This window comes from Telluria sp. Soil_C_11 (assembly GCF_057657395.1).
Genome location: NZ_JBDGIN010000005.1, coordinates 239,258 through 264,852, shown reverse-complemented (window position 1 = coordinate 264,852; position 25,595 = coordinate 239,258). Strand labels below are relative to the sequence as shown.

23 protein-coding genes, 1 tRNA gene and 1 riboswitch are annotated in these 25,595 nt (G+C 68.1%); of the genes, 11 read left to right on the top strand and 13 right to left on the bottom strand.

The genetic code is table 11. The annotated features are described in order from the left end of the window. Nucleotides 1-121 precede the first annotated feature (121 nt). Together AC3A6M_RS11490 and AC3A6M_RS11485 are read right to left on the bottom strand one after the other, a co-directional pair. On the bottom strand, nucleotides 122-1,102 hold the full coding sequence (locus AC3A6M_RS11490) for an NAD(P)H-hydrate dehydratase (protein WP_487852849.1): 981 nt from the start codon (nucleotides 1,100-1,102) through the stop codon (nucleotides 122-124). A gap of 13 nt (nucleotides 1,103-1,115) precedes the next feature. Beyond that, nucleotides 1,116-1,850: a histidine phosphatase family protein gene (locus AC3A6M_RS11485; protein ID WP_487852848.1), complete on the bottom strand. Its 735-nt coding sequence runs from the start codon at nucleotides 1,848-1,850 to the stop codon at nucleotides 1,116-1,118. A gap of 199 nt (nucleotides 1,851-2,049) precedes the next feature. On the opposite strand from AC3A6M_RS11485, the gene AC3A6M_RS11480 reads away from it, so the two are divergent. Further along, complete coding sequence (locus AC3A6M_RS11480) at nucleotides 2,050-2,280, top strand: hypothetical protein (RefSeq protein WP_487852847.1); 231 nt, start codon at nucleotides 2,050-2,052, stop codon at nucleotides 2,278-2,280. Here the strand turns inward: AC3A6M_RS11480 and AC3A6M_RS11475 are convergent. Further along, the gene (locus tag AC3A6M_RS11475) at nucleotides 2,249-3,649 is read right to left on the bottom strand and encodes an L-cystine transporter (RefSeq protein ID WP_487852846.1); all 1,401 of its coding nucleotides are present in this window, start codon (nucleotides 3,647-3,649) and stop codon (nucleotides 2,249-2,251) included. The genes AC3A6M_RS11480 and AC3A6M_RS11475 overlap by 32 nt on opposite strands. 132 nt (nucleotides 3,650-3,781) lie before the next feature. On the opposite strand from AC3A6M_RS11475, the gene AC3A6M_RS11470 reads away from it, so the two are divergent. After that, the gene (locus tag AC3A6M_RS11470; protein ID WP_487852845.1) at nucleotides 3,782-9,538 is read left to right on the top strand and encodes an alpha-2-macroglobulin family protein; all 5,757 of its coding nucleotides are present in this window, start codon (nucleotides 3,782-3,784) and stop codon (nucleotides 9,536-9,538) included. After that, entirely contained in the window at nucleotides 9,535-11,727 is a 2,193-nt protein-coding gene (gene pbpC / locus AC3A6M_RS11465) for a penicillin-binding protein 1C (RefSeq protein WP_487852844.1), read from the top strand. The genes AC3A6M_RS11470 and pbpC overlap by 4 nt, the downstream gene beginning before the upstream one ends. On the opposite strand, the gene AC3A6M_RS11460 is transcribed toward pbpC, so the two are convergent. Next, entirely contained in the window at nucleotides 11,625-12,647 is a 1,023-nt protein-coding gene (locus tag AC3A6M_RS11460; RefSeq protein ID WP_487852843.1) for a 5'-nucleotidase, read from the bottom strand. The two genes, pbpC and AC3A6M_RS11460, sit on opposite strands and share 103 nt — an antisense overlap. A 243-nt stretch (nucleotides 12,648-12,890) precedes the next feature. On the opposite strand from AC3A6M_RS11460, the gene AC3A6M_RS11455 reads away from it, so the two are divergent. Continuing rightward, nucleotides 12,891-13,457 carry a lysozyme family protein gene (locus AC3A6M_RS11455; RefSeq protein ID WP_487852842.1) on the top strand — a complete coding sequence of 189 codons (567 nt, stop codon included), beginning with the start codon at nucleotides 12,891-12,893 and terminating at the stop codon, nucleotides 13,455-13,457. A 56-nt stretch (nucleotides 13,458-13,513) separates the two neighbouring features. Here AC3A6M_RS11455 and AC3A6M_RS11450 read toward each other — a convergent pair. The 9 genes from AC3A6M_RS11450 to AC3A6M_RS11410 all read right to left on the bottom strand — a co-directional run bounded on the left by AC3A6M_RS11450 (nucleotide 13,514) and on the right by AC3A6M_RS11410 (nucleotide 19,975). Beyond that, nucleotides 13,514-13,589, bottom strand: a tRNA-Lys gene (locus tag AC3A6M_RS11450). A gap of 57 nt (nucleotides 13,590-13,646) precedes the next feature. Then, nucleotides 13,647-14,408 carry a tol-pal system protein YbgF gene (gene ybgF / locus AC3A6M_RS11445; RefSeq protein WP_487852841.1) on the bottom strand — a complete coding sequence of 254 codons (762 nt, stop codon included), beginning with the start codon at nucleotides 14,406-14,408 and terminating at the stop codon, nucleotides 13,647-13,649. A 114-nt stretch (nucleotides 14,409-14,522) separates the two neighbouring features. Next, nucleotides 14,523-15,050 carry a peptidoglycan-associated lipoprotein Pal gene (gene pal / locus AC3A6M_RS11440; RefSeq protein ID WP_487852840.1) on the bottom strand — a complete coding sequence of 176 codons (528 nt, stop codon included), beginning with the start codon at nucleotides 15,048-15,050 and terminating at the stop codon, nucleotides 14,523-14,525. Nucleotides 15,051-15,074: 24 nt separating this feature from the next. Continuing rightward, complete coding sequence (tolB, locus tag AC3A6M_RS11435) at nucleotides 15,075-16,346, bottom strand: Tol-Pal system beta propeller repeat protein TolB (RefSeq protein WP_487852839.1); 1,272 nt, start codon at nucleotides 16,344-16,346, stop codon at nucleotides 15,075-15,077. A 31-nt stretch (nucleotides 16,347-16,377) separates the two neighbouring features. Then, nucleotides 16,378-17,349, bottom strand: coding sequence for a cell envelope integrity protein TolA (gene tolA / locus AC3A6M_RS11430; RefSeq protein WP_487852838.1), 972 nt, complete (start codon nucleotides 17,347-17,349; stop codon nucleotides 16,378-16,380). A 16-nt stretch (nucleotides 17,350-17,365) separates the two neighbouring features. Next, nucleotides 17,366-17,794, bottom strand: a complete 429-nt coding sequence (locus AC3A6M_RS11425; protein WP_487852837.1) for a biopolymer transporter ExbD — start codon at nucleotides 17,792-17,794, stop codon at nucleotides 17,366-17,368. Between the two features lie 23 nt (nucleotides 17,795-17,817). Next, nucleotides 17,818-18,501 (bottom strand): protein TolQ, encoded by a 684-nt coding sequence (gene tolQ / locus AC3A6M_RS11420; protein ID WP_487852836.1) that lies wholly within the window; start codon nucleotides 18,499-18,501, stop codon nucleotides 17,818-17,820. A gap of 22 nt (nucleotides 18,502-18,523) precedes the next feature. Then, a complete protein-coding gene (gene ybgC / locus AC3A6M_RS11415; protein ID WP_487852908.1) occupies nucleotides 18,524-18,928 on the bottom strand; it encodes a tol-pal system-associated acyl-CoA thioesterase in 405 nt (134 codons plus the stop codon). Between the two features lie 294 nt (nucleotides 18,929-19,222). After that, nucleotides 19,223-19,975, bottom strand: coding sequence for an SDR family oxidoreductase (locus tag AC3A6M_RS11410; protein WP_487852835.1), 753 nt, complete (start codon nucleotides 19,973-19,975; stop codon nucleotides 19,223-19,225). Between the two features lie 148 nt (nucleotides 19,976-20,123). Further along, nucleotides 20,124-20,222, top strand: a riboswitch (ZMP/ZTP riboswitch). Nucleotides 20,223-20,318: 96 nt separating this feature from the next. On the opposite strand from AC3A6M_RS11410, the gene glyA reads away from it, so the two are divergent. The 7 genes from glyA to AC3A6M_RS11375 all read left to right on the top strand — a co-directional run bounded on the left by glyA (nucleotide 20,319) and on the right by AC3A6M_RS11375 (nucleotide 25,574). Then, a complete protein-coding gene (gene glyA / locus AC3A6M_RS11405; protein WP_487852834.1) occupies nucleotides 20,319-21,566 on the top strand; it encodes a serine hydroxymethyltransferase in 1,248 nt (415 codons plus the stop codon). 39 nt (nucleotides 21,567-21,605) lie between these two features. Then, nucleotides 21,606-22,064: a transcriptional regulator NrdR gene (nrdR, locus tag AC3A6M_RS11400; RefSeq protein ID WP_487852833.1), complete on the top strand. Its 459-nt coding sequence runs from the start codon at nucleotides 21,606-21,608 to the stop codon at nucleotides 22,062-22,064. A 101-nt stretch (nucleotides 22,065-22,165) separates the two neighbouring features. Further along, nucleotides 22,166-22,714, top strand: a complete 549-nt coding sequence (pilV, locus tag AC3A6M_RS11395) for a type IV pilus modification protein PilV (RefSeq protein WP_487852832.1) — start codon at nucleotides 22,166-22,168, stop codon at nucleotides 22,712-22,714. Next, nucleotides 22,711-23,667 carry a PilW family protein gene (locus AC3A6M_RS11390; RefSeq protein ID WP_487852831.1) on the top strand — a complete coding sequence of 319 codons (957 nt, stop codon included), beginning with the start codon at nucleotides 22,711-22,713 and terminating at the stop codon, nucleotides 23,665-23,667. Before pilV ends, AC3A6M_RS11390 begins: the two co-directional genes overlap by 4 nt. Then, nucleotides 23,664-24,527, top strand: a complete 864-nt coding sequence (locus tag AC3A6M_RS11385) for a pilus assembly PilX family protein (RefSeq protein ID WP_487852830.1) — start codon at nucleotides 23,664-23,666, stop codon at nucleotides 24,525-24,527. Before AC3A6M_RS11390 ends, AC3A6M_RS11385 begins: the two co-directional genes overlap by 4 nt. A gap of 34 nt (nucleotides 24,528-24,561) precedes the next feature. Continuing rightward, nucleotides 24,562-25,008, top strand: coding sequence for a type IV pilin protein (locus AC3A6M_RS11380; RefSeq protein WP_487852829.1), 447 nt, complete (start codon nucleotides 24,562-24,564; stop codon nucleotides 25,006-25,008). Next, nucleotides 25,005-25,574, top strand: a complete 570-nt coding sequence (locus tag AC3A6M_RS11375; RefSeq protein WP_487852828.1) for a GspH/FimT family pseudopilin — start codon at nucleotides 25,005-25,007, stop codon at nucleotides 25,572-25,574. The genes AC3A6M_RS11380 and AC3A6M_RS11375 overlap by 4 nt, the downstream gene beginning before the upstream one ends. The last annotated feature ends 21 nt before the right edge of the window (nucleotides 25,575-25,595 follow it).

Sequence of the window (25,595 nt, the reverse complement as noted above, 5' to 3'; positions counted from 1 at the left end):
AACCATCAGGGAACCGACGCAATACGCGGCCCCGTTGGTGTACGAATTCGACTCCGCCTGGCCTGCATGGTTCTTGCCAGTTCGCCGAATTGCACACTTCTTTCAGATAAGAGCCGAACCGTCAACGTTCAACCCTTAGCCCCCCGGCGAAATTGCCGGATGGTCGCAGCGCCGCTTCGGCCGGGTCGCCGGCGGCTTGTTCGAGCAGCGCGGGGACCTCGTCCGACAGTTCCCGCGCCAGGTATCCGATTTTTCCCAGCCGCGCCGCGAGGCGTTCGCCGGCCTGCGCATGCAGGACCACGCCCCAGGCCGCGGCCTGGGCCAGGTCGGCGCCGCGCGCCGCCAGGCCGGCCACGATGCCCGCCAGCACATCGCCCGAGCCCGAGGTCGCCAGCCCGATGTTGCCGCCGTCGTGCTGCCAGCGTTCGCCCTGCGGCGTGGCGATCACGGTGCGCGCGCCCTTCAGGGCCACCACCGCGTTCCAGCGCTGCGCCGCGTCGAGCGCGATGCGGTCGGCGCCGCCGGCGATGTCTTCCTTCGCGATGCCGGTCAGGTGCGCCATCTCGCCCGCGTGCGGCGTCACCAGCACTGGAACGTCGAAGCGGAAGGGTGGGTTGACCGGTTCCGGTGGATGCACGATCGCACCCATCGCATTCGCGTCCAGGATGACGCTGGTGTCGGTGCCGTGCAGGCGCGGCAGTAGCGCATGCACCAGGCGCGCGGTGGCTTCCTCGTCCTGCATGCCGGGACCGATCAGGATGGCGTTGATGCGGTCGGCCAGCGGATCGAGCTCGGCCACGGCTTCGACCGTGAAACCGCCGGCCTCGTTCTCGGCCAGGCCCAGCACGCGCGATTCGGGAATCGCCAGCGCGACCAGCTGGGCCACGCTGTTGCCGGTGGCGACCGTCAGCTTGCCGGCGCCGGCGCGCAGGGCGGCGACGGCGGCCAGGATGACGGCGCCCGGCATCTCGCGCGAGCCGCCGAGGATCAGCACGTGGCCGCGTTCTTCCTTGTCGCCTTCGCCCGACGGCACCGGCAGCGGCCAGGTGCGCAGCAGGACGGCATCGAGATCGCGCGGACGGGCGTAGGTATGCAGCGTCATGGTCGAATGCGCCTCAGGCCTTGGCCGCCGTCGGCACGTCCTTGCCGGTGGTGACGGGGGTGCCGGTGTCCTGGAGCGGAGCGACGAAATTGATCAGCCGCGGCGCAAGCTTGCCGCGCTTGCCCAGCGACGGGTCGAAGGCATAGGAGGTAACCGAACAGTTCGGTACGTCGCCCTGGCGGTCCTCCTCGAGGATCCTGGCTTCGTCCATGCGTTCCAGCAGGTAGCGGAAGCAGTTGACGATGACCTGGTGGCCGACGATCAGCACGCGTTCGCGGCAGTATTCGCGGGTGAGGGTGTCGAGCACGCTGCGCAGGCGCAGGATGACGTCGCACCAGCTCTCGCCGCCGGGCGGGCGGAAATAGAACTTGCCGACGTGGCGGCGCTGTTCATACAGGTCGGGAAATTGCTCGGCGATGCCGCGCACGGTCAGGCGGTCGAGGATGCCGAATTCCTTTTCACGCAGGCGTTCGTCGGCGTGCACCGCGAGCAGTTCGTCGCGGTCGAGGCGGCGCATCAGCAGGTCCGCGGTCTGGGCCGCGCGCACATAGGGCGAATACAGGACCACGTTGGGCTGGCTGTGCGCGGGGAGGGACGCGAACCAGGCGCCCAACGCTTCCGACTGGCGCATGCCGAGCTCGGACAGCGGCACGTCGACATCGCGCTCCGCGATATCGACCCGCAACCCGGCCGCCGCTTCGGCGGCATCGCGCGCGACGTTGCCGGCGCTCTGCCCATGCCTGACCAACCAGATTTCCTGAGGCCACTTTTGATCCATCACCCGCCTGTTTGTGATTTTGACATGGGCCGATCATAGACGGATTCGGCGGGACCTTCGCGCACGATTCTTTTCGAAAACGCCATCGAGACGATCGCTGAGAATGCGCATGCCGGGCAGGTCCGGGCTGTCCTAAGCTCGCGTCTTTGCCGATTTCATGGAGATCAGGATGGCTCGTTCCCGCTATGCGCAGTCCCTGTTTGTCGCCGCGGCGCTGGCGCTGCCGGCCGATGCGGGCCCCGGCCGGGAGGCCTGGCTGATGCCGGCGCTGGCGCCGGATCGGGTGCTGGCGCCGGCCGTGCCGGAGCCGCCGCCGCTCGCCCTGCTGGCGGCCGGCCTGGCGCTGGGACTGGCGCGCGGGGCAGGCGTCAGGCGACCTGTTCGTCGCCGTCGAGGTTGAGGGCGGCGTCGCTGTTGAAGATGCGCATGTCGGTCTGGCCGAGCACGCGGCTGGTCAGGGTGCCGGCCGTGATGGAGCCGCTCACGTTCAGGGCGGTGCGGCCCATGTCGATCAGCGGTTCGATCGAGATCAGCAGGCCCGCCAGCGCCACCGGCAGGTTCATCGCCGACAGCACGATCAGGGCGGCGAAGGTGGCGCCGCCGCCGACCCCGGCCACGCCCACCGAACCGATGGTGACGATGCCGACCAGGGTCAGCAGGAAGCTGCCGGTGAACGGATCGATGCCGACGGTCGGGGCGATCATCACCGCCAGCATGGCCGGGTAGATGCCGGCGCAGCCGTTCTGGCCCATCATCGAGCCGAACGAGGCGGCGAAATTGGCGATGCCTTCCGGCGTGCCGAGGCGCGCGGTCTGGGTCTGCACGTTCATCGGGATGCTGCCGGCCGAAGTGCGCGAGGTGAAGGCGAACACCAGCACCGGGAAGATCTTCTTCACGTAGCGCACCGGGTTAAGGCCGAGCGCGGCGACGATCAGCAGATGCACCACGAACATCGAGACCAGCGCGCTGTAGGACGCCGTCACGAAGCCGATCAGCTTGAGGATGTCCTGCAGGCTGGAACTGGCCAGCACCTGGGTGATCAGGGCGAACACGCCGAACGGCGTCAGGCGCAGCACCAGGGTCACCATGCGCATCACGATCACGTGGGCGACGTGCACGAAGTGGCTGAAGGATTCGAACACTTCCGGCTTCTTGCCGGCGATGCCGGTGGCGGAGATGCCGATGAAGATCGAGAACAGCACCACCGAGATGGTCGAGGTCTTGCGCGCCCCGGTCATGTCGAGGAAGGGATTCTCGGGAATGAAGGAGAGGATGGTGTTCGGCAGCGAGAGCTGCTGGGCGGCCGCCAGCTTGCCTTCGAGGTAGGCGCCGCGCGCGACTTCGGCCGCGCTCGAGGTCAGGCCGACCGCGCTCAGGCCGTACAGCTTGGCCATCAGGATGCCGATGCCGGCGGCGATGGCCGTGGTGACCATCAGGGTGCCGATCGTGAGCGCGCTGATCTTGCCCAGCGAGGAGGCGTCGCGCAGCTTCAGGATGGCCTGGATGATCGAGACCATGATCAGCGGAATGATGATCATCTGCAGCAGCTTGACGTAGCCGGTGCCGATCACGTCGAGCCAGGCATTGGTGTCGGCGATGACCGGCGAGCCGAGCCCGTAGACCGCCTGGAAGGCCGCGCCCAGCACGATGCCCAGGCCGAGGCCGGTGAACACGCGCTTGGTGAAGGAGGCATGGCGCTGCTGCATGAGGAACAGCAGGGCGCAGACGGCGAGGGCGATGGCCAGGTTCAGGATCAGTGGGATGCTCATATGCGCACAGGAAATATAACAGACGCATTCTATAGCGATTCATGCACACCGTGCATGGCCGATGTAAATGTTGTTGACAAGTAAATTTAATATTGCAAGACTCAGCAAGGCTTTCACTGGGAGAGGGACAAGATGCGTGGCGTGAGCGTACCGGGCTTGCTGAGATTGCTGTGCCTGCTGTTCCTGTGCTGGTGTCCGGGCGCCCGGGCGGCGCCGACCGGCATCGAGATGTTTGCGCCGGAAGGCACGGCCAGGGAAGTCCGCCAGGCCACGGCGCGCTTTTCCGCGCCCATGGTGGCGTTCGGCGACCTGCGCGCGCCGGCCCCCTTCGAGGTCGATTGCCCGGTGCCCGGCAAGGGCCGCTGGGTCGACGAGCGCACCTGGGCCTACGATTTCGAGCGCGACCTGCCGGGCGCGGTGCGCTGCCGCTTCACGCTGCGGCCGGATGCGCGCGACCTGCAGGGCCAGGCGCTGGCGGGACGGCGCGAATTCGCCGTCGCCACCGGCGGCCCCGCCGTGCTGCACAGCGCGCCGGACGACGGCAGTTCGGCGATCGACGAGCGCCAGGCCTTCGTGCTGGCGCTGTCGGCCCCGGCGGCGCCGGCCAGCGTCGCGGCCCACGCCTGGTGCGAGGCCGACGGCATCGCCGACCGGATCGGGGTCCGCATCCTCGAAGGCGAGGCGCGCGAGCAGGCCCTGTTCGCCAACCGCTGGACCGTGCAGCGTACCCTGGCCGACGGCGACAACGAGGAACTGGGCAAACCCTACACGCGCGCGCGCCTGAAAGCCGACCAGGGCGCCGGCAGGCTGGCCCGTTTCGTGGTGCTGCAGTGCCAGCGCACGCTGCCGGCCGATACCCCGGTCTCGCTCGTATGGGGCGCCGGGATCGCGGCGGCGAACGGCGCCGCCACCGCCGCCGACCAGCGGCTCGCCTATCGAACCCGGCCCGACTTTACCGCGACATTCCGCTGCGACCGCGTCAGCGCGCGGTCCCAGTGCATTCCCTTCCTGCCGATGCGGCTCGAGTTCAGCGCGCCGGTCGCGCTGGCCGATGCGCGCGCGATCTACCTGGAAGAGGCGGGCGGCAAGCGCCACCCCGCGGTGCTGGGCAAGGAGGAGCAGCGCGCCAGCGCGGTCGAGGCGGTCAGCCTGCCCGGGCCCTTCCCGGAAAGCGCGCGCCTGACCCTGCACATTCCCGGTGGCCTGAAGGACGATGCCGGCCGCACGCTGGTGAACCGGGCGCGCTTCCCGCTGCCGGTCCGCACCGGCGAAGCGCCGCCGCTGGTGAAGTTCGCCGCGCCCTTCGGCATCCTGGAAGCGCAAGGAGACCGCCTGCTGCCGGTCACGGTGCGCAACGTCGAACCCAGGCTGGCGGGCAAGCTGGCGAGCACCGGCGTGGCCCTGCAGCTGAAGGCCGGCCGCGAGCAGGACGTGATCGCCTGGCTGCGCCGGCTGGCCAGCCCGTCCTGGGGCTGGACCCCGGAGCAGCCGTCCGGCAAGCAGCTGGAATCGTCCATCTTCGCCGGCGGCGCCGCGCGCGCGGACACGCTGCAGCGCTTCACCTTGCCCAAACCGCACGGCCGGCGCGCCTTCGAAGTGATCGGCATCCCGCTGCGCGAACCCGGCTTCTACGTGGTCGAGCTGGCCAGCCCGCGCCTGGGCGCCGCCCTCAACCCGAAAGGAGGCACCGCCTATGTGCGCAGCAGCGCCCTGGTCACCAACCTGGCGGCCCACTTCAAGCTCGGCGCCCAGTCCTCGCTGGTGTGGGTGACGTCGCTCGACAAGGGCAGGCCGGTGGCCGGCGCCCGGGTCGAGGTGCGCGACTGCGCCGCGCGCCTGCTGTGGAGCGGAACCAGCGACGCGCAGGGCATCGCGCGCATCCGCAAGGAATTGCCCACGGTGAACTGCAGGGGGATGGAGGGCTACTTCATCACGGCGCGCAGCGGCGGCGACTTCACTTTCACGCTCTCGAGCTGGCACGACGGCATCGAGAACTGGCGCTTCAACCTGCCCACCGGCGGACGCTTCGAGGACAGCCGCATCGCCGCTACCGTGTTCGACCGCACCCTGCTGCGCGCCGGCGAGACGGTCCACATGAAGCACTTCCTGCGCCGCCACACGCAGGCCGGCTTCGCGCAGGTCCGGGCCGGCGACAAGGCGCCCGATGGCGCGCGGGACTGGCGCACACGCGAAGCCGGCGCCGACCGGAGCGCGCGCCCGGCCCGCGGTTTCATCATCCACCAGGGCACGGGCGAGAAGACCGAGATCGCGCTCGACTGGGACGCCGGCGGCGCGGCCCAGGGCGAATGGAAGATCCCGCAGGACGCCAGGCTGGGCGTGTACGAGGTGATGCTCGCTGGCCAGGTGTCGGGCTCCTTCCGCGTCGAGCAGTTCCGCGTGCCGACCATGAGGGCGCTGCTGAAGGCACCGCCCGACGCCCAGGTCGCACCGGGCGCGGTGGTTTTCGATGCGCAGGTGAGCTACCTGTCCGGCGGCCCGGCCGCGGACGCCCCGGTCAAGTTGCGCAGCGTGGTGCAGGACACCGGCGTGCAGTTTCCCGGCTACGAGGAATTCAGCCTGGGCCAGGGCGACGTCAGGGAAGGCGTGGAGACGCAGGGCGGCGGCGAAGAGGACGAGGGCAGCGAAGCGGAAGGCGGCGCGGGCAACGATGAGCGCGGCGCCCGGCTGGAGGCCGCGCGCACCCAGTCGCTGAGCCTGGACCGCGCCGGCGGCGCGCGCATCGCGGTCGACCGGCTGCCGCCGGTCGACAAGCCGAAAAGCCTGCTGGCCGAACTCTCCTACCAGGATGCGAACGGCGAGACCTCGACGGTGGCGGCGCGCGTGCCGTTGTGGCCCTCGGCGTATGTGGTCGGCCTGAATCCCGATGGCTGGCTGCTGGGCAAGGATGCCGTGAAATTCCAGGCCGTCGTGCTGGACGCCGCCGGCAAGCCGGTGGCGGGCGTGCCGGTGAACGTCGACTTCTTCGCGCGCCAGACCACTTCGCACCGGCGCCGCCTGGTGGGCGGCTTCTACGCGTATGAGCACAGCAGCGAAGTCAAGCGGCTCGGGGAAGCCTGCGGCGGCGTCACCGACGCGCGCGGCCTGCTGTTGTGCGAGACCCGCGCGCCGGGCGAAGGAGACCTGATCCTGCGCGCCCGCGCCAGCGATCCGCAGGGACGGGTGGCGGCGACGAAGCGCGAAGTCTGGATCGGCGGCGGCGAGGACGAGTGGTTCACGGCGGGCGACCACGACCGCATCGACCTGCTGCCGGCGAAAAAGCGCTACGAGGCCGGCGAGACCGCGACGCTGCAGCTGCGCAGCCCCTTCCGCAACGCCACCGTGCTGGTGACGGTGGAGCGCGAGGGCATCCTCGACAGCTATGTGCGGCGCGTGTCCGGCCGCGACCAGACGGTGCGCATCCCGGTCAGGGCCAGCTATGCGCCGAACGTCTTCGTCTCGGCCCTGGCCGTACGCGGGCGGGTGGCGGGCGTGCAGCCGACCGCGCTGGTCGACCTCGGCAAGCCGGCCTACAAGCTCGGCATCGCGCCGCTGAAGGTCGGCTGGGGCCCGCACGAGCTGAAGGTGAGCGTGACGGCGCAGCAGCCCGTGTACAAGGTGCGCGAGCAGGCGAAGGTCGATATCCGGGTCGAGGCGCCCGGCGGCGCCAGGCTGCCGGCCGGGACCGAGGTGGCGCTGGCGGCGGTCGACGCCGGCCTGCTGGAGCTGATGCCGAACACCAGCTGGAACCTGCTGGAAGCGATGATGCGCGAACGGAACCTGCAGGTCGAGACCGCGACCGCGCAGATGCAGGTGATCGGCAAGCGCCACTTCGGCCGCAAGGCCTTCCCGCATGGCGGCGGCGGCGGGCGCAGCGCCAGCCGCGAGCTGTTCGACACCCTGCTGCTGTGGAAGGGCAAGGTGGTCCTCGACGCCAGGGGCGAGGCGAGCGTGCGGGTGCCGCTCAACGACACCCTCGGCAGCTTCAAGATCGTCGCCGTGGCCAGCGGCGGCGCAGGGCTGTTCGGCACCGGCGCCACCGAGATCCGCACCACCCAGGACCTGATGCTGCTGTCCGGCCTGCCCGCCAGCGTGCGCGAGGGCGATGCCTTCCGCGCCGGCTTCACAGTGCGCAACGCCTCGCAGCGCGAGCTGGCGGTGCGCCTCGATGCGAGCGTGACCGTGGACGATGGCAAGGGCCAGCCGCTGGCGCCGCTCGACCTGCGCCTGGCGCCGGGCGAGGCGCGCGAACTGGGCTGGACCTATGGCGTTCCGGCCGGCGCCGGGAGCCTGCAGTGGGAGGTCCGGGCCAATGCCGGCGAAGGCGCGCAGGACCGCCTCCGCATCCGCCAGCAGGTCGGCGTGGCGGTGCCGGTGCGCACCCTGCAGGCGACGCTGCTCCAGCTCGACGGCGAGAAGACCCTGCCGGTGCAGCGGCCCCTCGACGCGCTGCCGGGACGCGGCGGCATCCAGACCGTGCTCACGGCGCGCCTGGGCGGCGAACTGCCGGGCGTGCGCGACTACATGCGCGCCTATCCCTACACCTGCTTCGAGCAGCGTACCTCGCGCGCGGTGGCGCTGCGCGACCAGGCCATGTGGGAGTCCACGGTGGCGCTACTTCCGGCCCACCTCGACGCCGACGGCCTGGTCAAGTATTTCGCGCCGATGGAGCGGGGCAGCGACACCCTGACGGCCTATGTCCTGTCCGTCACCGCGGAAGCCGGCTACGCCATTCCCGACGGGCTGAAAGCGCGCATGGAAGCCGGCCTCGCCGCCTTCATCGAGGGCAAGGTCGCGCAGCCGTTCCTGCTGGCCAGCGGCGAACTCACGGTGCGCAAGCTGGCCGCGCTGGAAGCGCTGTCGAGGAGCGGCCTGGTGAAGCCGGCCATGCTCGAATCGATCACGGTCGAGCCGAACCTGTGGCCGACCTCCGCCGTCCTCGACTGGTACCAGGTCCTGGAACGCACGCCGGGCCTGCCGCAGCGCGACCAGCGGCTCGCGCACGCGCGCCAGGTGCTGCGTGCGCGCCTGAACCTGCAGGGCACCACGATGGGCTTTTCGACCGAGCGCAGCGACGACTGGTGGTGGCTGATGGCCTCCGGCGACGTCAATGCCAACCGCCTGCTGCGCGCCGCCATCGACGATCCGTTCTGGCAGGCCGACATCGGCCGCCTGGCGCGCGGCGCGCTGGGCCGCCAGCGGCACGGGCGCTGGAACACCACCACCGCGAATGCCTGGGGCGTGGTGGCGATGGATGCGTTCTCGCGCAGGTTCGAGGCCGAGCCGGTGGCCGGCAATGCCAGCCTGGTCCTGGGCAGCGCCTCGTGGACCGGCACGGTGCCGTCGACGGTCCTGCAGGCCTGGCCGGAAGGGCAGTCGACCCTGAAGCTGAAGCAGCTCGGCAGCGGCAAGCCGTGGGCGACCGTGCGCAGCCTGGCCGCGGTGCCGCTCATGGCGCCGCTGTCCTCGGGCTACCGCATCGTGCGCAGCGTCACGCCGGTCGAGCAGAAGACCAGGGGCCAGTGGTCGCGCGGCGACGTCTACCGCGTGCGCCTGGACATCGATGCCCAGGCCGACATGACCTGGGTCGTGGTCGACGATCCGATCCCGGCCGGCGCCACCATCCTCGGCAGCGGCCTGGGACGCGACAGCCAGATCGCCGCCGCGGGCGAGCGCTCGCGCGGCTGGGTGTTCCCGGCCTTCCAGGAGCGCACCCAGTCGGCCTTCCGTTCGTATTACGAGTACGTGCCGAAGGGCGGCTTCAGCGTCGAGTACACGGTGCGCCTGAATAACGAAGGGCGCTTCGCGATGCCGGTCACGCGCGTGGAAGCGATGTACAACCCGGAGATGTTCGGCGAACTGCCGAATGCCGGGGTGGCGGTGGGGCCGTGAACGGGCCGGCAACGCTCGTCCTCGCCCTGGCGCTATGTACGCCAGCGGTGCCGGCGGTGCCGACGCCGCAGCAGGTCAAGGCGGCCTGGCGGCCTTCGGACGCCCAGCTGCTCGACCGCCATGGCGTGCCGCTCGAAAGCGTGCGCGTCGACATGGCGGCGCGGCGCCAGCCCTGGGTGGCGCTGGCCGACATCTCGCCGACCCTGGGCCGCGCGGTGATGCAGGCCGAGGACCAGCGCTTCATGGAACACGGCGGCATCGACTTCAGGGCAGTCGGCCAGGCGGCCTGGGACAACCTGTTCCGCACCGGGAAGGCGCGTCCGCGCGGCGCCTCGACCATCACGATGCAGCTGGCCGGCCTGCTCGATCCGGCCCTGGCGGCGCGCGCGGCAGGCCGCAGCTGGAGCCAGAAATGGGACCAGGCGCTCGCCGCGCGCGAGCTGGAGGCCGGCTGGAGCAAGCAGCAGATCCTCGAGGCCTACCTGAACCTGGCCAGCTTCCGCGGCGAACTGCAGGGCGTCGGCGCCGCCGCGCGCAGCCTGTTCGGCAAGGCGCCGTCCAGCCTGGACACCGGCGAGTCGGCGATCCTGGCCAGCCTGCTGCGCGCGCCCGGCGCCCCCGCGCGCGAGCTGGCGCGGCGGTCCTGCGCCCTGGCGGCCGAGCTGAAGGCGGCGTCGAGCTGCGCGACCATCGAGTGGCAGGTCGAAGTGGCGCTGAACCGCCCGGCGCCGCCCGGTACGCCGCCGCAGGTGGCACGCCTGCTGCTGGACGGCGGTGGTGAACAAAGAGTGCTGCGGAGTACCCTGGATGCGGACCTGCAGCGCTTCGCCGCCGCGACCCTGCGCCGCCACCTGGCCGAACTGGCCGAACGCAACGTCGGCGATGGCGCCGTGGTGGTGCTGGACAACGACAGCGGCGAGATCCTGGCCTATGTCGCGAACACGGGCGCGCGCGAAGTCGACGGCGCCGCGGCCCTGCGCCAGGCCGGCTCCACGCTCAAGCCTTTCCTGTACGAGCTGGCGATCGAGCGCGGCATCCTCAGCGCCGCCTCGCTGCTGGACGACACCCCGGTCGACATCCCGACCGTCGGCGGCCTGTACGTGCCGCAGAACTACGACCGCCGCTACCACGAGGTGGCGAGCGTGCGCACCAGCCTGGCCGGCTCGCTGAACATCCCGGCGGTGCGGACCCTGATGCTGACGGGGCTGGAGCGCTTCCACGAGCGGCTGCGCGAGGTCGGCCTCTCCAGCCTGGTCGAGGCGGCCGATTTCTACGGCTACTCGCTGGCGCTGGGCTCGGCCGACGTCAGCCTGCTGGAACTCACGAACGCCTATCGCACGCTGGCCAACGGCGGGATGCAGGGCAGCGCCACCCTGCGCCCGCGCGCGCCGGAAAGCAGGCGCCGGGTGCTCGATGCGCGCGCGTCCTTCATCGTGGCCGACATCCTGTCCGACCGCGGCGCGCGCAGCGTCACCTTCGGCCTGCGCAACGAGCTGGCCACCAGCTTCTGGAGCGCGGTGAAGACCGGCACCAGCAAGGACATGCGCGACAACTGGTGCGTCGGCTTCACGGACCGCTACACGGTCGGGGTCTGGGTCGGGAATGCGGACGGCAGCCCGATGTGGGACGTGTCGGGCGTCTCCGGCGCGGCGCCGGTGTGGCGCGACGTGATCGACTACCTGCACCGCGGCCGCCCCGGCCGCGCGCCCGCGGCGCCTCCCGGCCTGGTGCGGCAGGCGGTCGCCTTCACGCCCGCGGTGGAGCCGCCGCGCAGCGAATGGTTCGTGCGCGGCACCGAAACGGCGTCGGTGGAACTGCTGGCGCCTGGCCAGCGCCAGCCGAAGATCGTGTACCCGGCCGATTCGAGCCTGATCGCGCTCGATCCGGACATTCCGGAAAAGCTTCAGCGGGTACGCTTTGCGGCCCAGGGCGCGCAGGGCCTGGCCTGGCTGCTGGACGGGGAGGAGCTGGGAGCGTCCGCGCTGGACGCCGGCTGGACGCCGGCGCCGGGCAGGCACGAACTGAAGCTGGTGGGGAAGGACGGGCGCACGCTGGCGCGCGCCCGGTTCGAGGTGCGCGGCGAAGCTCAGGTTTCGAGCTTCTCGACCAGCAGCGGCGGATCGTCGGCCAGTCCGAGCCCCGGCAAGGGCGACGACATCGGCAGGTACAGCGGCGAGTCCGAGCGGTAGGGCACGCGGCCGGACGGCACGTGCTTGGCGGCCGGGTCCAGGTGCAGGTCCTGGTCGTCGAAGAAGATGTGGGCCCGGAAGGCCTTCACCACCTTCGACTTCGGCACGCCGCCGAGGAAGAAGATCTCGTTCGCGTAGACGCCCCAGTGGCGCAGGGTATTGATGACCCGCATCTCGGCCGGCGCGCTGCGCGCGGTGACGATGGCGATGCGCACCGGCGACGCGTCCGCGCCGAAGGGCAGGCGCTCCTGCAGTTTGGCCAGCTTGCGCAGCAGGACCGCGTAGGGCCCGTCCTTCATCGGCTCGTTCTGCTTTTCGTCCTCGACGCTGTGGAAGCGGCCCAGGCCCTCGGTCTTGTAAACCAGTTCGCTGGAATCGTCGAACAGCACGGCGTCGCCGTCGAAGGCGATGCGCACCTGGTCTTCGAGCGGCGCCTCGCCCGAATGCGGCGGCGGCTTGAGCACGGCCGCGGCGCAGGCCTGGGCATCGATGATGCGCTGGGCATCTTCGACGTTCGTGGTCAGGAACAGGTCGACCGAGAACACATCCAGGTAATCGACCACCGACTGCCCCCCGGTGAAGGCATGGCGCGAGATCTGCAGGCCGCGCGAACGGATGTTGTTGAAGACGCGGACCCCGGTCTCGGGACTGTTGCGCGACATGACCACGACCTCGACCAGCGGCTTCGATTCGGACGGCGCAAAGCGGTTCAGGCCGAGCAGGGCGCGCACCAGCGGCATGCCGGTGCCGTCGCGCAGCGCTTCGTTTTCGCGTTCCAGCATGTAGGCGCGGTATTCGTCGAGCGCGCTCTGCGGGTTCTTCGCGTACTTGGCTTTATAGACGGCATCCGCTTCGGCCAGGTCGAACAGGGCGGTGGCGGAAATACCGACGACGAGGGTGTCTGTAAGGTCGAGGGCCATGGCAGCTGAATGGTTGAGTGAGTACTGATCGGATCTTACCCGACAGGAAGGCCGGGATGACTGGGCCTGACAAGAATATTCCAAGGGGAAATGAATGGACGAGAATCTCCGGCTCTGTTGAGGTCGAGCAATGGGCGCATGCGCATCGGCTGTCCACCCATCGCGCATGCGCCTGAGCGAGCGCAAGGGCCAGCCCGCGGCCCGGCGCGACCATGGACCCGATGGGTGCGCAAGGAGCGGGACATGGATAAACAGGCTGGCTCCACGGTGGAGCGGGGCTCGGCCCCGGGCAACGGCACGTCCGCGGCGCCGGACGAACAGCTGGCGCGCCTGCGTGCGATCAGGAAGCTGGTCGAGGAAAACAACCAGTCCTGCCTCGGCACCGACATGATCGTCTGCCAGATCTATATGGAATCGCGCTTCGACAAGGGAGCGGCGGCGGAGGGCAGCAGCGCGCGCGGGCTGATGCAGTTGCTGAGGGTAGCGAACCGCGAGCTGTTCCGGCTCGACAACCTGCGCAAGCCGCCGGCCGCACGCCAGCCCGAGGCCGAGCTGTACCGGGAAGCGGATGCCTTCCACGCCAGCCCCGCCTTCATCGACGAGGCGACCAATATCCGCACCGGCACCCGTTACCTGCAGGCGCTGATCGACAAGGCGAAGCGCGAGGGATGCGCGGACCCGGTCGCGGAAGCGTACAAGGATTATCGCGGGGTCAGGAACGGGATCTATTACCGGAAGATCAGGGCGGCGGCCGAGAGCCTGAAACGGCACCCGGATTCGCTGGCGGCGCTGAGACTGCTCGAGGGTTAAGAAACAAAAAAGGCGTCACGATCACTCGTCACGCCTTCATTGCTGCTGCTGAATTCTGGTAGGCCGTGCTGGGCTCGAACCAGCGACCAACGGATTAAAAGTCCGCTGCTCTACCAACTGAGCTAACGACCCGAAAGAAGCAAGATTATAGGTTCAATCTGCCGGGCTGTCAAACGTGCACGGAGCGGTTTACTTCAGCGCCGCCAGGCGGTCCTTGGCGGTGGCGGCGGCCGTGGTGTCCGGGAACTTCGACACCAGCTGCTGCAGCACCTTCCTGGCGTTCTTCTTGTCCTTCAGCTCGATGTAGTTGCTGGCGATGTTGAGCATCGCGTCCGGCGCCTTGCTGCTGGTGCCGTAGTTCGAGACGACCGCTTCCTGGGCCGCGATCGCATTCTTGTAGTCGCGCTGGGCGTAGTAGGCGTTGCCGAGCCAGTACTGGGCGTTGGCGGCGTAGGCCGAGCTCGGATAACGGCGTACGAAATCCTGCAGGGCGCCGGCGGCGGCCTTGTAGTCGCCCGACTTGAACAGCTCCATCGCGGTATCGTAGGACTTCTTCTCGTTCGGCATCACCTCGGCGGTCTGGCCGTCGACGGTTTCCTGATGCGGCTCGAGCTTGCGGATGCGGGCGTCGAGGTCGGCGTACAGGTCTTTCTGGTTCTTCTGCGAGGTGGCGATCTGGTTTGCCAGGACTTCGAGCTGGCCGCGCAGGCGGGCGATTTCCTGCATCGTCTGCTCTTGCTGGTTCAGCATCTCGAGGGTGGCGTTCTTGTCCGATTTGGTGTCGATGCGCGCGTTGAAGTCGCGGGCCAGGGCGTCGACTTTGGCGCGCAGGTCGAGGATGGCGCGGCGCGCTTCATCGTCGTCGAGCAGGCCGGCGCTCGCGTGCAGGGGCAGCCAGGCGGCAAAGGCGAGGGCGATGGCCGCAAGGCGGGACTGGGACGATTTGATCATTGTCTGACTCTTCCTAAGCAATACGGGGCGGGATGCAGTCTGCACTGCATCCCGCCCCATTGTCAATTAGCCGCGGGCGGCGAGCCGTTCGCGACGGCGTCGACAGCGTCGAGATTACTGATAGACGATGTCGGCGCGGCGGTTTTCAGCCCAGGCCGCTTCGTTGCTGCCGGTTGCCTTCGGCTTTTCTTCGCCCAGCGAGACGGCTTCCAGCTGGCCGTCCGACACGCCCAGGGCGACCATGGCCTTGCGCACGGCTTCGGCGCGCTTCTGGCCCAGGGCCAGGTTGTATTCGGTGCCGCCGCGCTCGTCGGTGTTACCCTGGATCAGCACTTTGCGCTCTTTGTGCTTGGTCAGGTAAGCCGAGTGGTTCTCGACGACCGGCTTGCCGTCGTCACGCACGACGTAGCTGTCGTAGTCGAAGTAGACGCTGCGGTTTGCCAGAACGCCTTTCGGGTCGTTCAGCGGATCGACGGTGCCGGTTTCGACCGGACGGATGTCGCGGCTGGTGTCGGCCGGCGGGGTGGCCTGGGCGACCGGGGTCTTCTCGACCACCGGGGTCTCTTGCAGTTTGGTCGACGAGCAAGCCGACAGCAGGGCGGCAGCCGAAACGATGAAGGCTACAGTTTTAACGTTGCGCATGGTTTTCTCCTGGTCAAAAAATATTTACTTCATAAAAGGGCCCCAGCTGGGCTCCTTGATGTTTCCCGCCTGGGTCGACAAACGCTGTTTCACACGTCCGTCGACGGACACCACGGCCAGCGAGGCTCGCCCGCCGCCCTTGTTGGCATACATGATGTATTTGCCATTCGGCGAAAAACTCGGTTCGGTGGCCCCATCGGCCAGGCGTTGTTCCTGGCCGCTCGCCAGGTCCATCGCATAAAGGGAGAAAACCCCATCGCGTTGCGAAATCCACGCCAGCGTCTTGCCGTCCGGGGATACACGAGGGCTGATGTTATAGCTGCCTTTGAACGTGACACGGGCCGGCTGGCCGCCGTTCACGCTCATCCTGTAAATCTGCGGGCCGCCGCTGCGGTCGCTCACGAAATAAATGCTCTGGCCATCGGCCGAGAACTGCGGTTCGGTATCGATGCCGGTGCCGTTGGTCAGGCGGTGCATGCCGCTGCCGTCGGCGTTCACGATGAAGACCTGGGTATTGCCGGTCTTCGACAGCGACAGGGCCAGGCGGGTGCCGTCGGGCGACCAGGACGGGGCCGAGTTGCTGCCTTTTTCGTTCGCGATGATGGCGCGCTGGCCGGTCACCAGGTTCTGCACGTAGATGATCGGCTTGCGCTTCTCGAACGAGACGTAGGCCACCTTGGTGCCGTCCGGCGACCAGGCCGGCGAGATGATCGATTCGCGGCCGTAGGCGGCGACCTGTTCGTTTTCGCCGTCGGCGTCGGCCACCACCAGCTCGTAGCTGTGGTTGCCGCCGCCCGGGTTCACTTTCACATACGAGATGCGGGTCGAGAAGATGCCGCGCACGCCGGTCAGCTTTTCGTAGACGTCGTCGGCGATGCGGTGCGCCTCCAGGCGGGTGTTGCGCGCGCTGACCGCGTCCGACAGTTGTGAAAGCTGGGTCTGCTTGACGGTGTCGAGCAGCTTGTAGCGGACCTGGAAGCGGCCGTCGGCCAGGCGGCTGACCGAGCCGACCACCAGCGCGTCCGCGCCGCTGGCCTTGAAGGCGCCGAGGTCGACGCTGGCGGTGTCGGAAATGGACTGGCGCGCATCGATCACCTTGAACACGCCGCTGCGCTCGAGGTCGGCGCGGATGATGGCCGAGACCTGTTCCGGGGCCACCGATTCGTCCGCGAAGGCCGCCACGGCGACCGGGATCTGGGTGCCGCTGACGCCGGCGATTTCGACGCGCACCTGGGCATGCGCGGCCACGCCCATCAGCAGGGTGGCCGAAAACAGCAGGGAATGTAGTTTCTTCATGAGTGTCTCAGCTAGGGTTGAGTCGAACGATTCAGTTCAGGTCTTTCAGTTTGAAACTGACCGGAAGAGATCGCTCTACCGTACCATCTTTTTTCTTCGGTAGCGGTGACGATTTGTTAATACCACGCTCCACGGCATCGTCGAATGCCGGAATGCCGCTGCTCTTGGTCTTGCGTACCGAAAGGATCTCACCGGTCGGCAATTGCTCGACCTGGAAGACGACTTCCGGATTGCCGGGCACGTCCGTGCTGCCAGGGTAGGTCGTATTGCCCTTGATCTTCGCCGCGATGCTGGCGATATAGCCCTTGTCGATGCGCGGCGCGGTCGATTTCTCGGCCGAGCCGCTGCTGCCCGGATTGCCGGCGCCGGCCATCATGCGCTTCAGTTCGTCGTTGCGCAGCTTCTCCAGCTTGGCGGCTTCGGCCTTCTCGGCCTTGGCCTTGGCGAGCTTCTCGGCCTTTTCCTTCTCGGCCTTTTTCTTCTTCTCGGCTTCTTCTTCCTTCTTCGCCAGCTCCTGCTCTTTCTTCTTTTCTTCTTCGCGCGCCTTTTTCTCGGCCAGGGCTTTTTCTTTCTTTTCCTGTTCGCGTTGCTTGGCGATTTCCTGTTCGCGCTCGATGCGTTGTTCTTCCTTGCGCTTCAGTTCTTCCTTGCGCTTCTTCTCGCGTTCCAGCGCGATGTCCGGCTGCCTCAAAGGGGCCGGCTCTTCGACCGGCGGCGGCTCGGCCACGCGCGGGGTCGGCGCAGGGGTTTCCGGCTCCGGCTCGGGTTCCGGTTCGGGCTGCGCCGGCGCCGGCGGGGCGGCCGTCTGCACGGTCGTGTCCCAGACTTCGGCCTCCACGGCCACCGGCTGGTTGTTGGTCCAGTTAATGCCGATCACCAGGAAGGCCAGCAGCGCGGCGTGCACACCCACCGCCAGGCCGATCGCGGGCCAGCGGTTCGGTTCGGGCGGCACCCGGTACTGCGCGCCGCCGATGCCATTGCTGTTGTGCTTCGTTGCCGACATCGACTCTTCTTTTTCTTTACTTGGTAGCCAGGCCGACCCGGTTGATGCCCATCTTCTTGGCTTCCGAGATCATCTGGATCACATCGTCGTACTTGCTCTCGCGGTCGCCGGAAATCATGACCGGATAGTCCGGGTGCTCGGCGTGGGTCGCGCGCAGGCGCTCGATCAGGGCCGCGCGGCTGGACACGTCTTCGAGGGCGCGCGCCTGCTTGCCGGTAATGCCGATCTGCAGCTGGGCATTGCTCTTGACCGCGATCTGGATGTAGTCGTCCGGCGGCTGGGTCGAACGCTCGGCGCTGGGCAGCTTGATCTCGCTCGGATTCTGGGTCGGCGGCACCGCCATGAAAATGATGAGCAGCACCAGCATCACGTCGATGTACGGCACGACGTTGATCTCGGACTTCAGCTTGCGGCGTCCGCTGCGCAGGTTGCTGTTGAATGCCATGGTCGTCCTCTATCTCCCGGCGATCAGCGCGACTGGCGCTGCAGGATGTTCGAGAATTCCTCGACGAAGCTTTCGAAGCGGATCGCGAGACGGTCGATATCGTGGGTGAAGCGGTTGTACGCGACCACGGCCGGGATCGCCGCGAACAGGCCGATCGCGGTGGCGATCAGCGCCTCGGCGATGCCGGGAGCGACGGTGGCCAGGGTGGCCTGCTGCACGTTGGCGAGGCCGCGGAAGGCGTTCATGATGCCCCACACGGTGCCGAGCAGGCCGATGTACGGCGACACCGAGCCGACCGAGGCCAGGAAGTTCAGGTGGGTGTCCAGGTGGTCCAGCTCGCGGTGGAAGGCGGCGCGCATGGCGCGGCGGGCGCCGTCCAGCACGGCGCCGATGTCGAGCGCGTCGCGCGAAGCCTGCTTGCCCTTGATGAACTCGCCCATGCCCGCTTCGAAGATGCGGGCCAGCGGACCGCTCTGGTCGCGCTGTGCGCTCGCGCTCTGGTGCAGGGTGTGCAGGTTGCCGCCGGCCCAGAAGCTGCGCTCGAACTGCTCGGTCTGGCGGCGCGCCGCGCGGATCGCGAACAGTTTGCGGAAGATGTAGGTCCAGCTCATAAGCGACACCGCGAACAGCAGCGCCATGATCAGTTTGACCAGGACGTGCGCGTTGGCGATCAGTTCAATGAAGGAAAGGTCTTGGACTGCGTTCATCAGTATATTTGATCAAATGTTTTCACGCGGCACGCATTTTAACAGCGGCAACGTCAGGAAGGGAGCGTGGGCGCATGGTTTTCTTATCGACGCAGCCCACTTTCACGTTCGCAGTCGACAGCAGGGTCTCGCCGCACCAGGCTTGCTGCGCGAACTGGACCGAGGCGCGACCGAGTTTTTCCACGGTCAGGCGCAGGGTCAGTTCATCGTCCAGGCGTGCGGACGACAGGTACTCGACGCTGGCGCTGCGTACCACGAAAGCGGCGCTTTCCTCGTCGAGCAGGGTTTGCTGATGAATGCCGAGCGAACGCAGCCATTCGGTGCGCGCGCGTTCGAAGAACTTCAGGTAATTGGCGTAGTACACGATGCCGCCGGCGTCGGTGTCTTCGTAATAGACCCGTACTGTCCAGGTGAAAACTGAAGGCATTTCAGCTGCCATAAATGAAAATGGGAAACATTTTACGCGATTTTCATCTTTCATATGTACGGTAGTGAACATATGAACCGAAATGCGCTCCGGCCCAATGGCAGGGCCGTTGATAAATGGGCAGTAGTAGACGTGAGCCATGCACACTCAGCCAACGACTGTAACACTTTCTAACAAACCCTGTCGCTACCGTTACATTGCTGATCCAACGCAAACCGGGGTCAGACTCCGATTTTTGGAAAGATCTCATGGGCCATTTCCAGAATCCGGAGTCTGACCCCGGTTTGACGTTTCTCAAGCCTGGGTGCGTTTGATGTTGAAAGGGGCGAAGCCCTGGCAGGTCGGCATCATCTCGATCAGGTTGATGTTGACGTGCGGCGGCATGGTCGCGATCCAGTAGGCGGTCGCGGCGATGTCTTCGGCCGTCAGCGGCTGGGTGCCTTCGTAGACCTTGGCGGCGGCCGCGTCGTCGCCCCTGAAGCGCACGTTCGAGAATTCGGTGCCGCCGCACAGGCCCGGCGCCAGGTTGGTGGCGCGCACGCCGGTGCCGACCAGGTCGGCGCGCAGGTTCAGCGTGAACTGCTCGACGAAGGCCTTGGTGGCGCCGTACACATTGCCGCCCGGGTAGGGATAGTGGCCGGCGACCGAACCGAGGTTGATGACCAGGCCGCTGCCGCGCTCGACCATCGAAGGCAGCACGGCGTGGGTCATCGTCACCAGGCCCTTGACGTTGGTGTCGATCATCGTATTCCAGTCTTCCAGCGGGACTTCGTGCGCCGGTTTGGTGTTCAGGGCCAGGCCCGCGTTGTTGATCAGGACGTCGATCTGGCGCCAGGATTGCGGCAGCATCGACAGCGCTTCCTCGATCGAGGCCTTGTCGGTGACGTCCATCGCGACCGGCAGCGCGGATTCGCCCAGTTCCCCGGCCAGGGCTTCCAGGCGCTCCTTGCGCCGTGCCGCCAGCACCACCTGGTGGCCATTCTTGACGAAGGTGCGCGCCATTGCGGCGCCGAAGCCGGCCGATGCGCCGGTAATGAATACGATCATGATGGATCCCGGAAGGTGGAAAGTGAACTGCGAGATTGTAGCCGAAATGATCATTGCGCGAAGGGTGGGGCCTGGCGGGCTCTTGCAAGGCCGTCATCGCCTTTCTTGCTTACCAGGCGCTACTTCCCTTACAATCGGGAGTTCCATTTACGTCTCACGTAACTGGCGAAAGCCGCCTGCCTGCGGCGAAGGTGGAGATCCACCGTGGAGCGTGAGATGTCGTTTGCCGTTCGCCTGGGCAGCCTTCGACCGGTACGTTCGTATCGCGGCTGCCTATGTTCCGGCTCCCGCCTTAGTTCAGCGCTGCCTGTTGCCTGGTACTCTTATCGATTGGAGTTTTTTCATGTTTGCAAAAGATCACACGCTCGCCAACGTCGACCCGGAACTGTGGGATGCGATCCAGAAGGAAAACACCCGCCAGCAAGACCACATCGAGCTGATCGCATCCGAGAACTACACCTCGCCGGCCGTGATGCAGGCGCAGGGCTCCCAGCTGACCAACAAGTACGCCGAAGGCTACCCGGGCAAGCGCTACTACGGCGGCTGCGAATACGTCGACATCGCCGAGCAGCTGGCGATCGACCGCGTCAAGCAACTGTTCGGCGCCGAAGCCGCCAACGTGCAGCCGAACTCGGGCTCGCAGGCCAACCAGGGCGTGTTCTTCGCCATGCTGAAGCCGGGCGACACCATCATGGGCATGTCGCTGGCCGAAGGCGGCCACCTGACCCACGGCATGGCGCTGAACATGTCGGGTAAATGGTTCAACGTCATCTCCTACGGCCTGACCGAGCAGGAAGACATCGACTACGAGCAGATGGAACGCCTGGCGCGCGAGCACAGGCCGAAGCTGATCATCGCCGGCGCCTCCGCCTTCTCGCTGCGCATCGACTTCGAGCGTTTCGCCAGGGTCGCCAAGGAAATCGGCGCCTGGTTCATGGTCGACATGGCCCACTACGCCGGCCTGATCGCCGCGGGCGAATACCCGAACCCGGTGCCGTACGCCGACTTCGTCACCTCGACCACCCACAAATCCCTGCGCGGCCCGCGCGGCGGCATCATCCTGATGAAGGCCGAGCACGAGAAGGCCATCAACTCGGCCATCTTCCCGGGCATCCAGGGCGGTCCGCTGATGCACGTGATCGCCGGCAAGGCGGTCGCCTTCAAGGAAGCGCTGTCGCCGGAATTCAAGGAATACCAGCAGCAGGTGGTCAAGAACGCCAAGGCCCTGGCGGACGCCCTGATCGCACGCGGCCTGCGCATCGTGTCCGGCCGTACCGAGTCGCACGTGATGCTGGTCGACCTGCGTTCGAAGGGCCTGACCGGCAAGGAAGCGGAAGCGATCCTGGGCCAGGCACACATGACCTGCAACAAGAACGGTATCCCGAACGACCCGCAGAAGCCCTTCGTGACCTCCGGCATCCGTCTCGGCAGCCCGGCCTTCACCACCCGCGGCTTCAAGGAAGAGGACGCGACCAAGGTCGGCAACCTGATCGCCGACGTGCTGGACAACCCGCACGACGCCGCGACCATCGAGCGCGTCAAGGCCGAAGTGAAGAAGCTGACCGACAAGTACCCGGTCTACGCAGCGTAAAGCAAGCATCGAGCAATCAGCGCAGCAGCCCCGGCGACCATGAAATGCCCTTTCTGTCAGCATGAAGACACCCAGGTCCTCGATACCCGCGTATCCGAGGAGGGCGATTCCATCCGCCGCCGGCGCCGCTGCGCCCAATGCGACAAACGCTTCACCACGTATGAGCGCGTCGAGCTCTCGATGCCGATCATCGTCAAGAAGAGCGGCAGCCGCACCGAATTCGAAGCCTCCAAACTGCGCGGCAGCCTGATGCTGGCCCTGCGCAAGCGCCCGGTGGCGGCCGGCGCCATCGACGCCGCCATCGCCTCGATCGAGGAAAAGCTGCTCACCAGCGGCCGCCGCGAAGTCGACAGCGTCTACGTCGGCGAACTCGTGATGCAGGAACTCAAGCGTCTCGACAAGATCGCCTATATCCGCTTCGCGTCCGTCTACAAGAACTTCGAGGATTTGTCCGAGTTCCAGGAAGCGATTGCCGAAGTCGGCCAGCCGCGTAAGTAAACTCCCCATTTAGTTCCGTTGCCACGCTTGAGCCGCCACACTGCTGGCCTGAGCTCGCCTGATAACTTCTGGTCTTCCTGAACCGAGACCGGAGGTGTCGCATGCGCGGCTGTCGTGCCTTTCGCAAAGGCGCTGGCTTCACGCTGGCGGAAGTGCTGGTGGCCCTGTTCGTGGTCGCCCTCGGCGTGGCCGGCGCCGCAGCCGTGCAGGCGGTGGCCGTGCAGGCGGCGGGCGAGGCGGCGCGCCTGTCCGACGGCACGCGGCTGGCCGCGTCGCTGGCCCAGCGCATGCGCGCGAATCCGGCCGCGATGGCGCTGCCCGATGCCGCCAATCCCTATCTCCAGTTCGACGCCCGGGCCGGCGCGGCCATCGCCGCGTCCTTGTCCTGCTACGCCGGCGCGGACTGCTCGCCGGTTCAAATGGCGGACTTCGACCTGGCCGACACCGCCGAGGCGCTGGCCCGGCGCTTTCCCGGCGGACGCATGCGGGTCTGCCGCGACGCCCAGGCGCCCGACCCGTCCGGCCTGCTGTCGTGGAGCTGCACGGACGATCCCGGCGCCCCGGTCACGATCAAGCTGGGCTGGCCCGCCAGGCAGGGCGCTCCCGACGTTCCGCTCGTGTTCCTGACGCTCGGAAAGGGGACGCCATGAGCCGGCCGCCGCATCTGCATCCCCGTCTGCGCCCGCATTTGCGCCAGGCAGGCCTGACCCTGCCCGAGATGATGGTGGCGGTCGCGATCGGCCTGGCGGTCCTGCTGGCCGCGGCCCGGCTGCTGGAGCTGGCCAATGGCGCCTACGCCGCCCAGACCGAAAGCGCGGCCCTCGACGATGCCGGCCGCTACGCCCTCGAACTGGTCGGCCGCGCGGTGCGGCAGGCCGCCCATGCCGATCCGCTGCAGCTGGACCTGTCGGCGCCGGTAGACGTGCTGCCGGCGCGCCTGGCGGGCCTGGATGCGCGCTCGCTCGGCGGCGCGACGGCCGGCATCGGCTCGCCGCTCGCGGCCGTCGCCAACGGCAGCGACGTGCTGGCCGTGCGCTTTCCCGGCGCCGGCGCAGGGCCCGGCGGCGATGGCAGCCTGCTCGACTGCGCGGGATTCGGCGTCGGCGCAGGCGAAGAGGGTTGGAGCATTTTTTACGTGGCAAAGAACGCCGATGGCGAAGCCGAGCTGCGCTGCAAATACCATGGCGCCATCCACTGGAGCGCGGACGCGGTGGTGCCGGGCGTGGACAGTTTCCAGGTCTTGTACGGACTGGACACCGACACCCCGCGCGACGGCGCCGCCAACCGCTACGTGAACGCCGACGCCATCCGTGCGCTCGACGCGGCCCTGGGCGCCGGCCTGGCGCCCCAGGAATTCAACCGCCGCACGTGGTGGAAACGCGTGGTCAGCGTGCGCATCTCCCTGCTGCTGCATGGCGCCCGGCCGGCCCGGAACGACGGCAGGGGCCAGGAATTCCAGTTGTTCGGCCCGGCGTACGCGGCCGGCGCGGCGCAGGGCGACCAGGGCACGGTGCTGCGCGAGGACGCCTTGCCGGAGGGATTGCGGCGGCGCGAGCGCAGGCTGTTTTCGGCGACGGTCGCGCTGCCGGCGGGGGCCTTGTGAACGGCCGCGTCCGATGCCTGGCCGTCGTGCGGGCGCACGCGCGCACGCGCGGCGCGGCCCTGGTCTGCTCGCTGCTGCTGATGATGGCGGCGATGCTGGTCGCCGTCTCGATCAGCCGGACCGTGTTTGCCGCGATCGCTTCGGCAGGCGCCGAGCGCGAGCGCAGCCTTGCCTGGGAGACGGCCGAAGCGGCGCTGCGCGATGCCGAGCGTGACGTCGCCGGCGGCGCCGATCCGGCCCGCGCCGCCCAGTTCACGGCGGTCGGCGCCGCTGGCTTCGTCGACGGCTGCGGACGCGGCGGCGCCGGCCGCGGACTGTGCAGTGCGACCTCGCCGCCGGCCTGGCAGGTACTCGACCTGGCCGAGGCCGGCAACCCGGCCCTGGTGCCTTACGGATACTTCACCGGCGCCAGCATCGGCGGCGGCACGGGCAGGGGCCTGTTGCCGGCGCAGCCGCCGGCCTACCTCATCGAACGCATTGCGCCGCCGGGCGCCGGCGCGTCCCTCGGCAACTTCTACCGGATCACCGCGATCGGCTTCGGCAGCAATGCCGCGGTCCGGGTCGTGTTGCAGTCCGTGTACCGCAAGCCGGCGCCGCCCGGAGGCGCTCCGCCCGGCAGTGCGGACACTCCTCCGGGCGAGGCTGCGCCGGGTGGGGCCGGGCCACCGGGCGGCGAGGGCGTGCCCGGCTGGCCCGGCGTACAGGAACCGGCCGCGCCCGATCCGCCTGCGGGCGGGCAGGGAGCGGAGCCCGGCACCGGCAGCGACGCCGCAACGCCCCCTGCCCAGTTGCCGGCGGGACGCATCGGCTGGCGCGAGATCGCCAACTGGCCGCGGCTGCATGCCGAGGCCGTGCAGTGAACGATGACATCGACTACAGAAAGGAACGGGAACCATGCAGGTGCGACGCGGCTTTACCCTGATCGAAATGCTGGTGGTGCTGGCCATCCTGTGCATCCTGGCGGCGGCGGCCTGGCCGAGCTATGCCGGCTATATCGTGCGCACCCGGCGCACCGAAGGGCAGATCGCCCTGATCGACACGATGCAGCAGCAGGCGCGCTACCGCCTGCAGCACAACACCTATGCCGAATACACGTCCGAGGATGAAGCGGTGGAGTCGCTGGGCTTCCGCTGGTGGTCGGGCGCGACCCCGGCCGCCAGCGCCTACGAGCTGGACGCGCACGCCTGTCCGGGACAGGACATCGCCGTGTGCGTCGAACTGCGCGCCCGTCCCGGCACGAACCGGGTCGACAGCCGCTTCCGCGATCCGGATTGCGGCGTCCTGACCCTCGACAGCGTCGGCGTGCGCGCGGCCCAGGGAGCGGGGCGGTGCTGGCCATGAGCCGCCCCTGGCCGCAGCCGCGGCGAAGCGGCTTTTCGATGATCGAGCTGCTGGTCGTGCTGGCGGTGGCCGGCGTGCTGCTGGCGGCAGGCGGCCCGGGACTGCGCGACCTGGTCCGGACCCAGCAATTGAAGACCGCCACGAACGACCTGTACGCCGCCATCGGCCTGGCGCGCGCGCAGGCGCTGGCGCGCGGCGAGATCGTGATGCTGTTGCCGAAGGGCGCCGGGGGCGCCGACTGGCGCCGCGGCTGGACCGTGTTCCTCGACCGCGACGGCGACCGCCAGCCGGGACCGGGCGACACCGTGCTGGCCGAGCATGGGCCGCTGGCGCAGGGCCTGGCAGTGGTCTTTTCCTTCACCAGCCCGGCGCCGCCTTACTATATCGCCTACAATGGCGCCGGACGCAGCTGCCGCGACAGCAATCCGGCGGCGGCGCGCTATGGCACGCTGTCGCTGTTCCATGGCGCCGGCATCCGCCGTATTAAAATCAATATGCTGGGCCGGGCCCGCAGCTGCAACCCGGCGCGCGACGCTTCCTGCGACGGTCCCGCCGCGCCGCCATGAACGAACGAACCGACAAGACAT

Bases quoted from the DNA above. Each gene is read 5' to 3' on its own strand.
- AC3A6M_RS11490 (WP_487852849.1), bottom strand. From the start codon at position 1,102: ATGACGCTGCATACCTACGCCCGTCCGCGCGATCTCGATGCCGTCCTG.
- AC3A6M_RS11480 (WP_487852847.1), top strand. From the start codon at position 2,050: ATGGCTCGTTCCCGCTATGCGCAGTCCCTGTTTGTCGCCGCGGCGCTG.
- AC3A6M_RS11475 (WP_487852846.1), bottom strand. From the start codon at position 3,649: ATGAGCATCCCACTGATCCTGAACCTGGCCATCGCCCTCGCCGTCTGC.
- AC3A6M_RS11470 (WP_487852845.1), top strand. From the start codon at position 3,782: ATGCGTGGCGTGAGCGTACCGGGCTTGCTGAGATTGCTGTGCCTGCTG.
- AC3A6M_RS11460 (WP_487852843.1), bottom strand. From the start codon at position 12,647: ATGGCCCTCGACCTTACAGACACCCTCGTCGTCGGTATTTCCGCCACC.
- AC3A6M_RS11455 (WP_487852842.1), top strand. From the start codon at position 12,891: ATGGATAAACAGGCTGGCTCCACGGTGGAGCGGGGCTCGGCCCCGGGC.
- ybgF (WP_487852841.1), bottom strand. From the start codon at position 14,408: ATGATCAAATCGTCCCAGTCCCGCCTTGCGGCCATCGCCCTCGCCTTT.
- pal (WP_487852840.1), bottom strand. From the start codon at position 15,050: ATGCGCAACGTTAAAACTGTAGCCTTCATCGTTTCGGCTGCCGCCCTG.
- tolB (WP_487852839.1), bottom strand. From the start codon at position 16,346: ATGAAGAAACTACATTCCCTGCTGTTTTCGGCCACCCTGCTGATGGGC.
- tolA (WP_487852838.1), bottom strand. From the start codon at position 17,349: ATGTCGGCAACGAAGCACAACAGCAATGGCATCGGCGGCGCGCAGTAC.
- AC3A6M_RS11425 (WP_487852837.1), bottom strand. From the start codon at position 17,794: ATGGCATTCAACAGCAACCTGCGCAGCGGACGCCGCAAGCTGAAGTCC.
- tolQ (WP_487852836.1), bottom strand. From the start codon at position 18,501: ATGAACGCAGTCCAAGACCTTTCCTTCATTGAACTGATCGCCAACGCG.
- ybgC (WP_487852908.1), bottom strand. From the start codon at position 18,928: ATGCCTTCAGTTTTCACCTGGACAGTACGGGTCTATTACGAAGACACC.
- AC3A6M_RS11410 (WP_487852835.1), bottom strand. From the start codon at position 19,975: ATGATCGTATTCATTACCGGCGCATCGGCCGGCTTCGGCGCCGCAATG.
- glyA (WP_487852834.1), top strand. From the start codon at position 20,319: ATGTTTGCAAAAGATCACACGCTCGCCAACGTCGACCCGGAACTGTGG.
- nrdR (WP_487852833.1), top strand. From the start codon at position 21,606: ATGAAATGCCCTTTCTGTCAGCATGAAGACACCCAGGTCCTCGATACC.
- pilV (WP_487852832.1), top strand. From the start codon at position 22,166: ATGCGCGGCTGTCGTGCCTTTCGCAAAGGCGCTGGCTTCACGCTGGCG.
- AC3A6M_RS11390 (WP_487852831.1), top strand. From the start codon at position 22,711: ATGAGCCGGCCGCCGCATCTGCATCCCCGTCTGCGCCCGCATTTGCGC.
- AC3A6M_RS11380 (WP_487852829.1), top strand. From the start codon at position 24,562: ATGCAGGTGCGACGCGGCTTTACCCTGATCGAAATGCTGGTGGTGCTG.
- AC3A6M_RS11375 (WP_487852828.1), top strand. From the start codon at position 25,005: ATGAGCCGCCCCTGGCCGCAGCCGCGGCGAAGCGGCTTTTCGATGATC.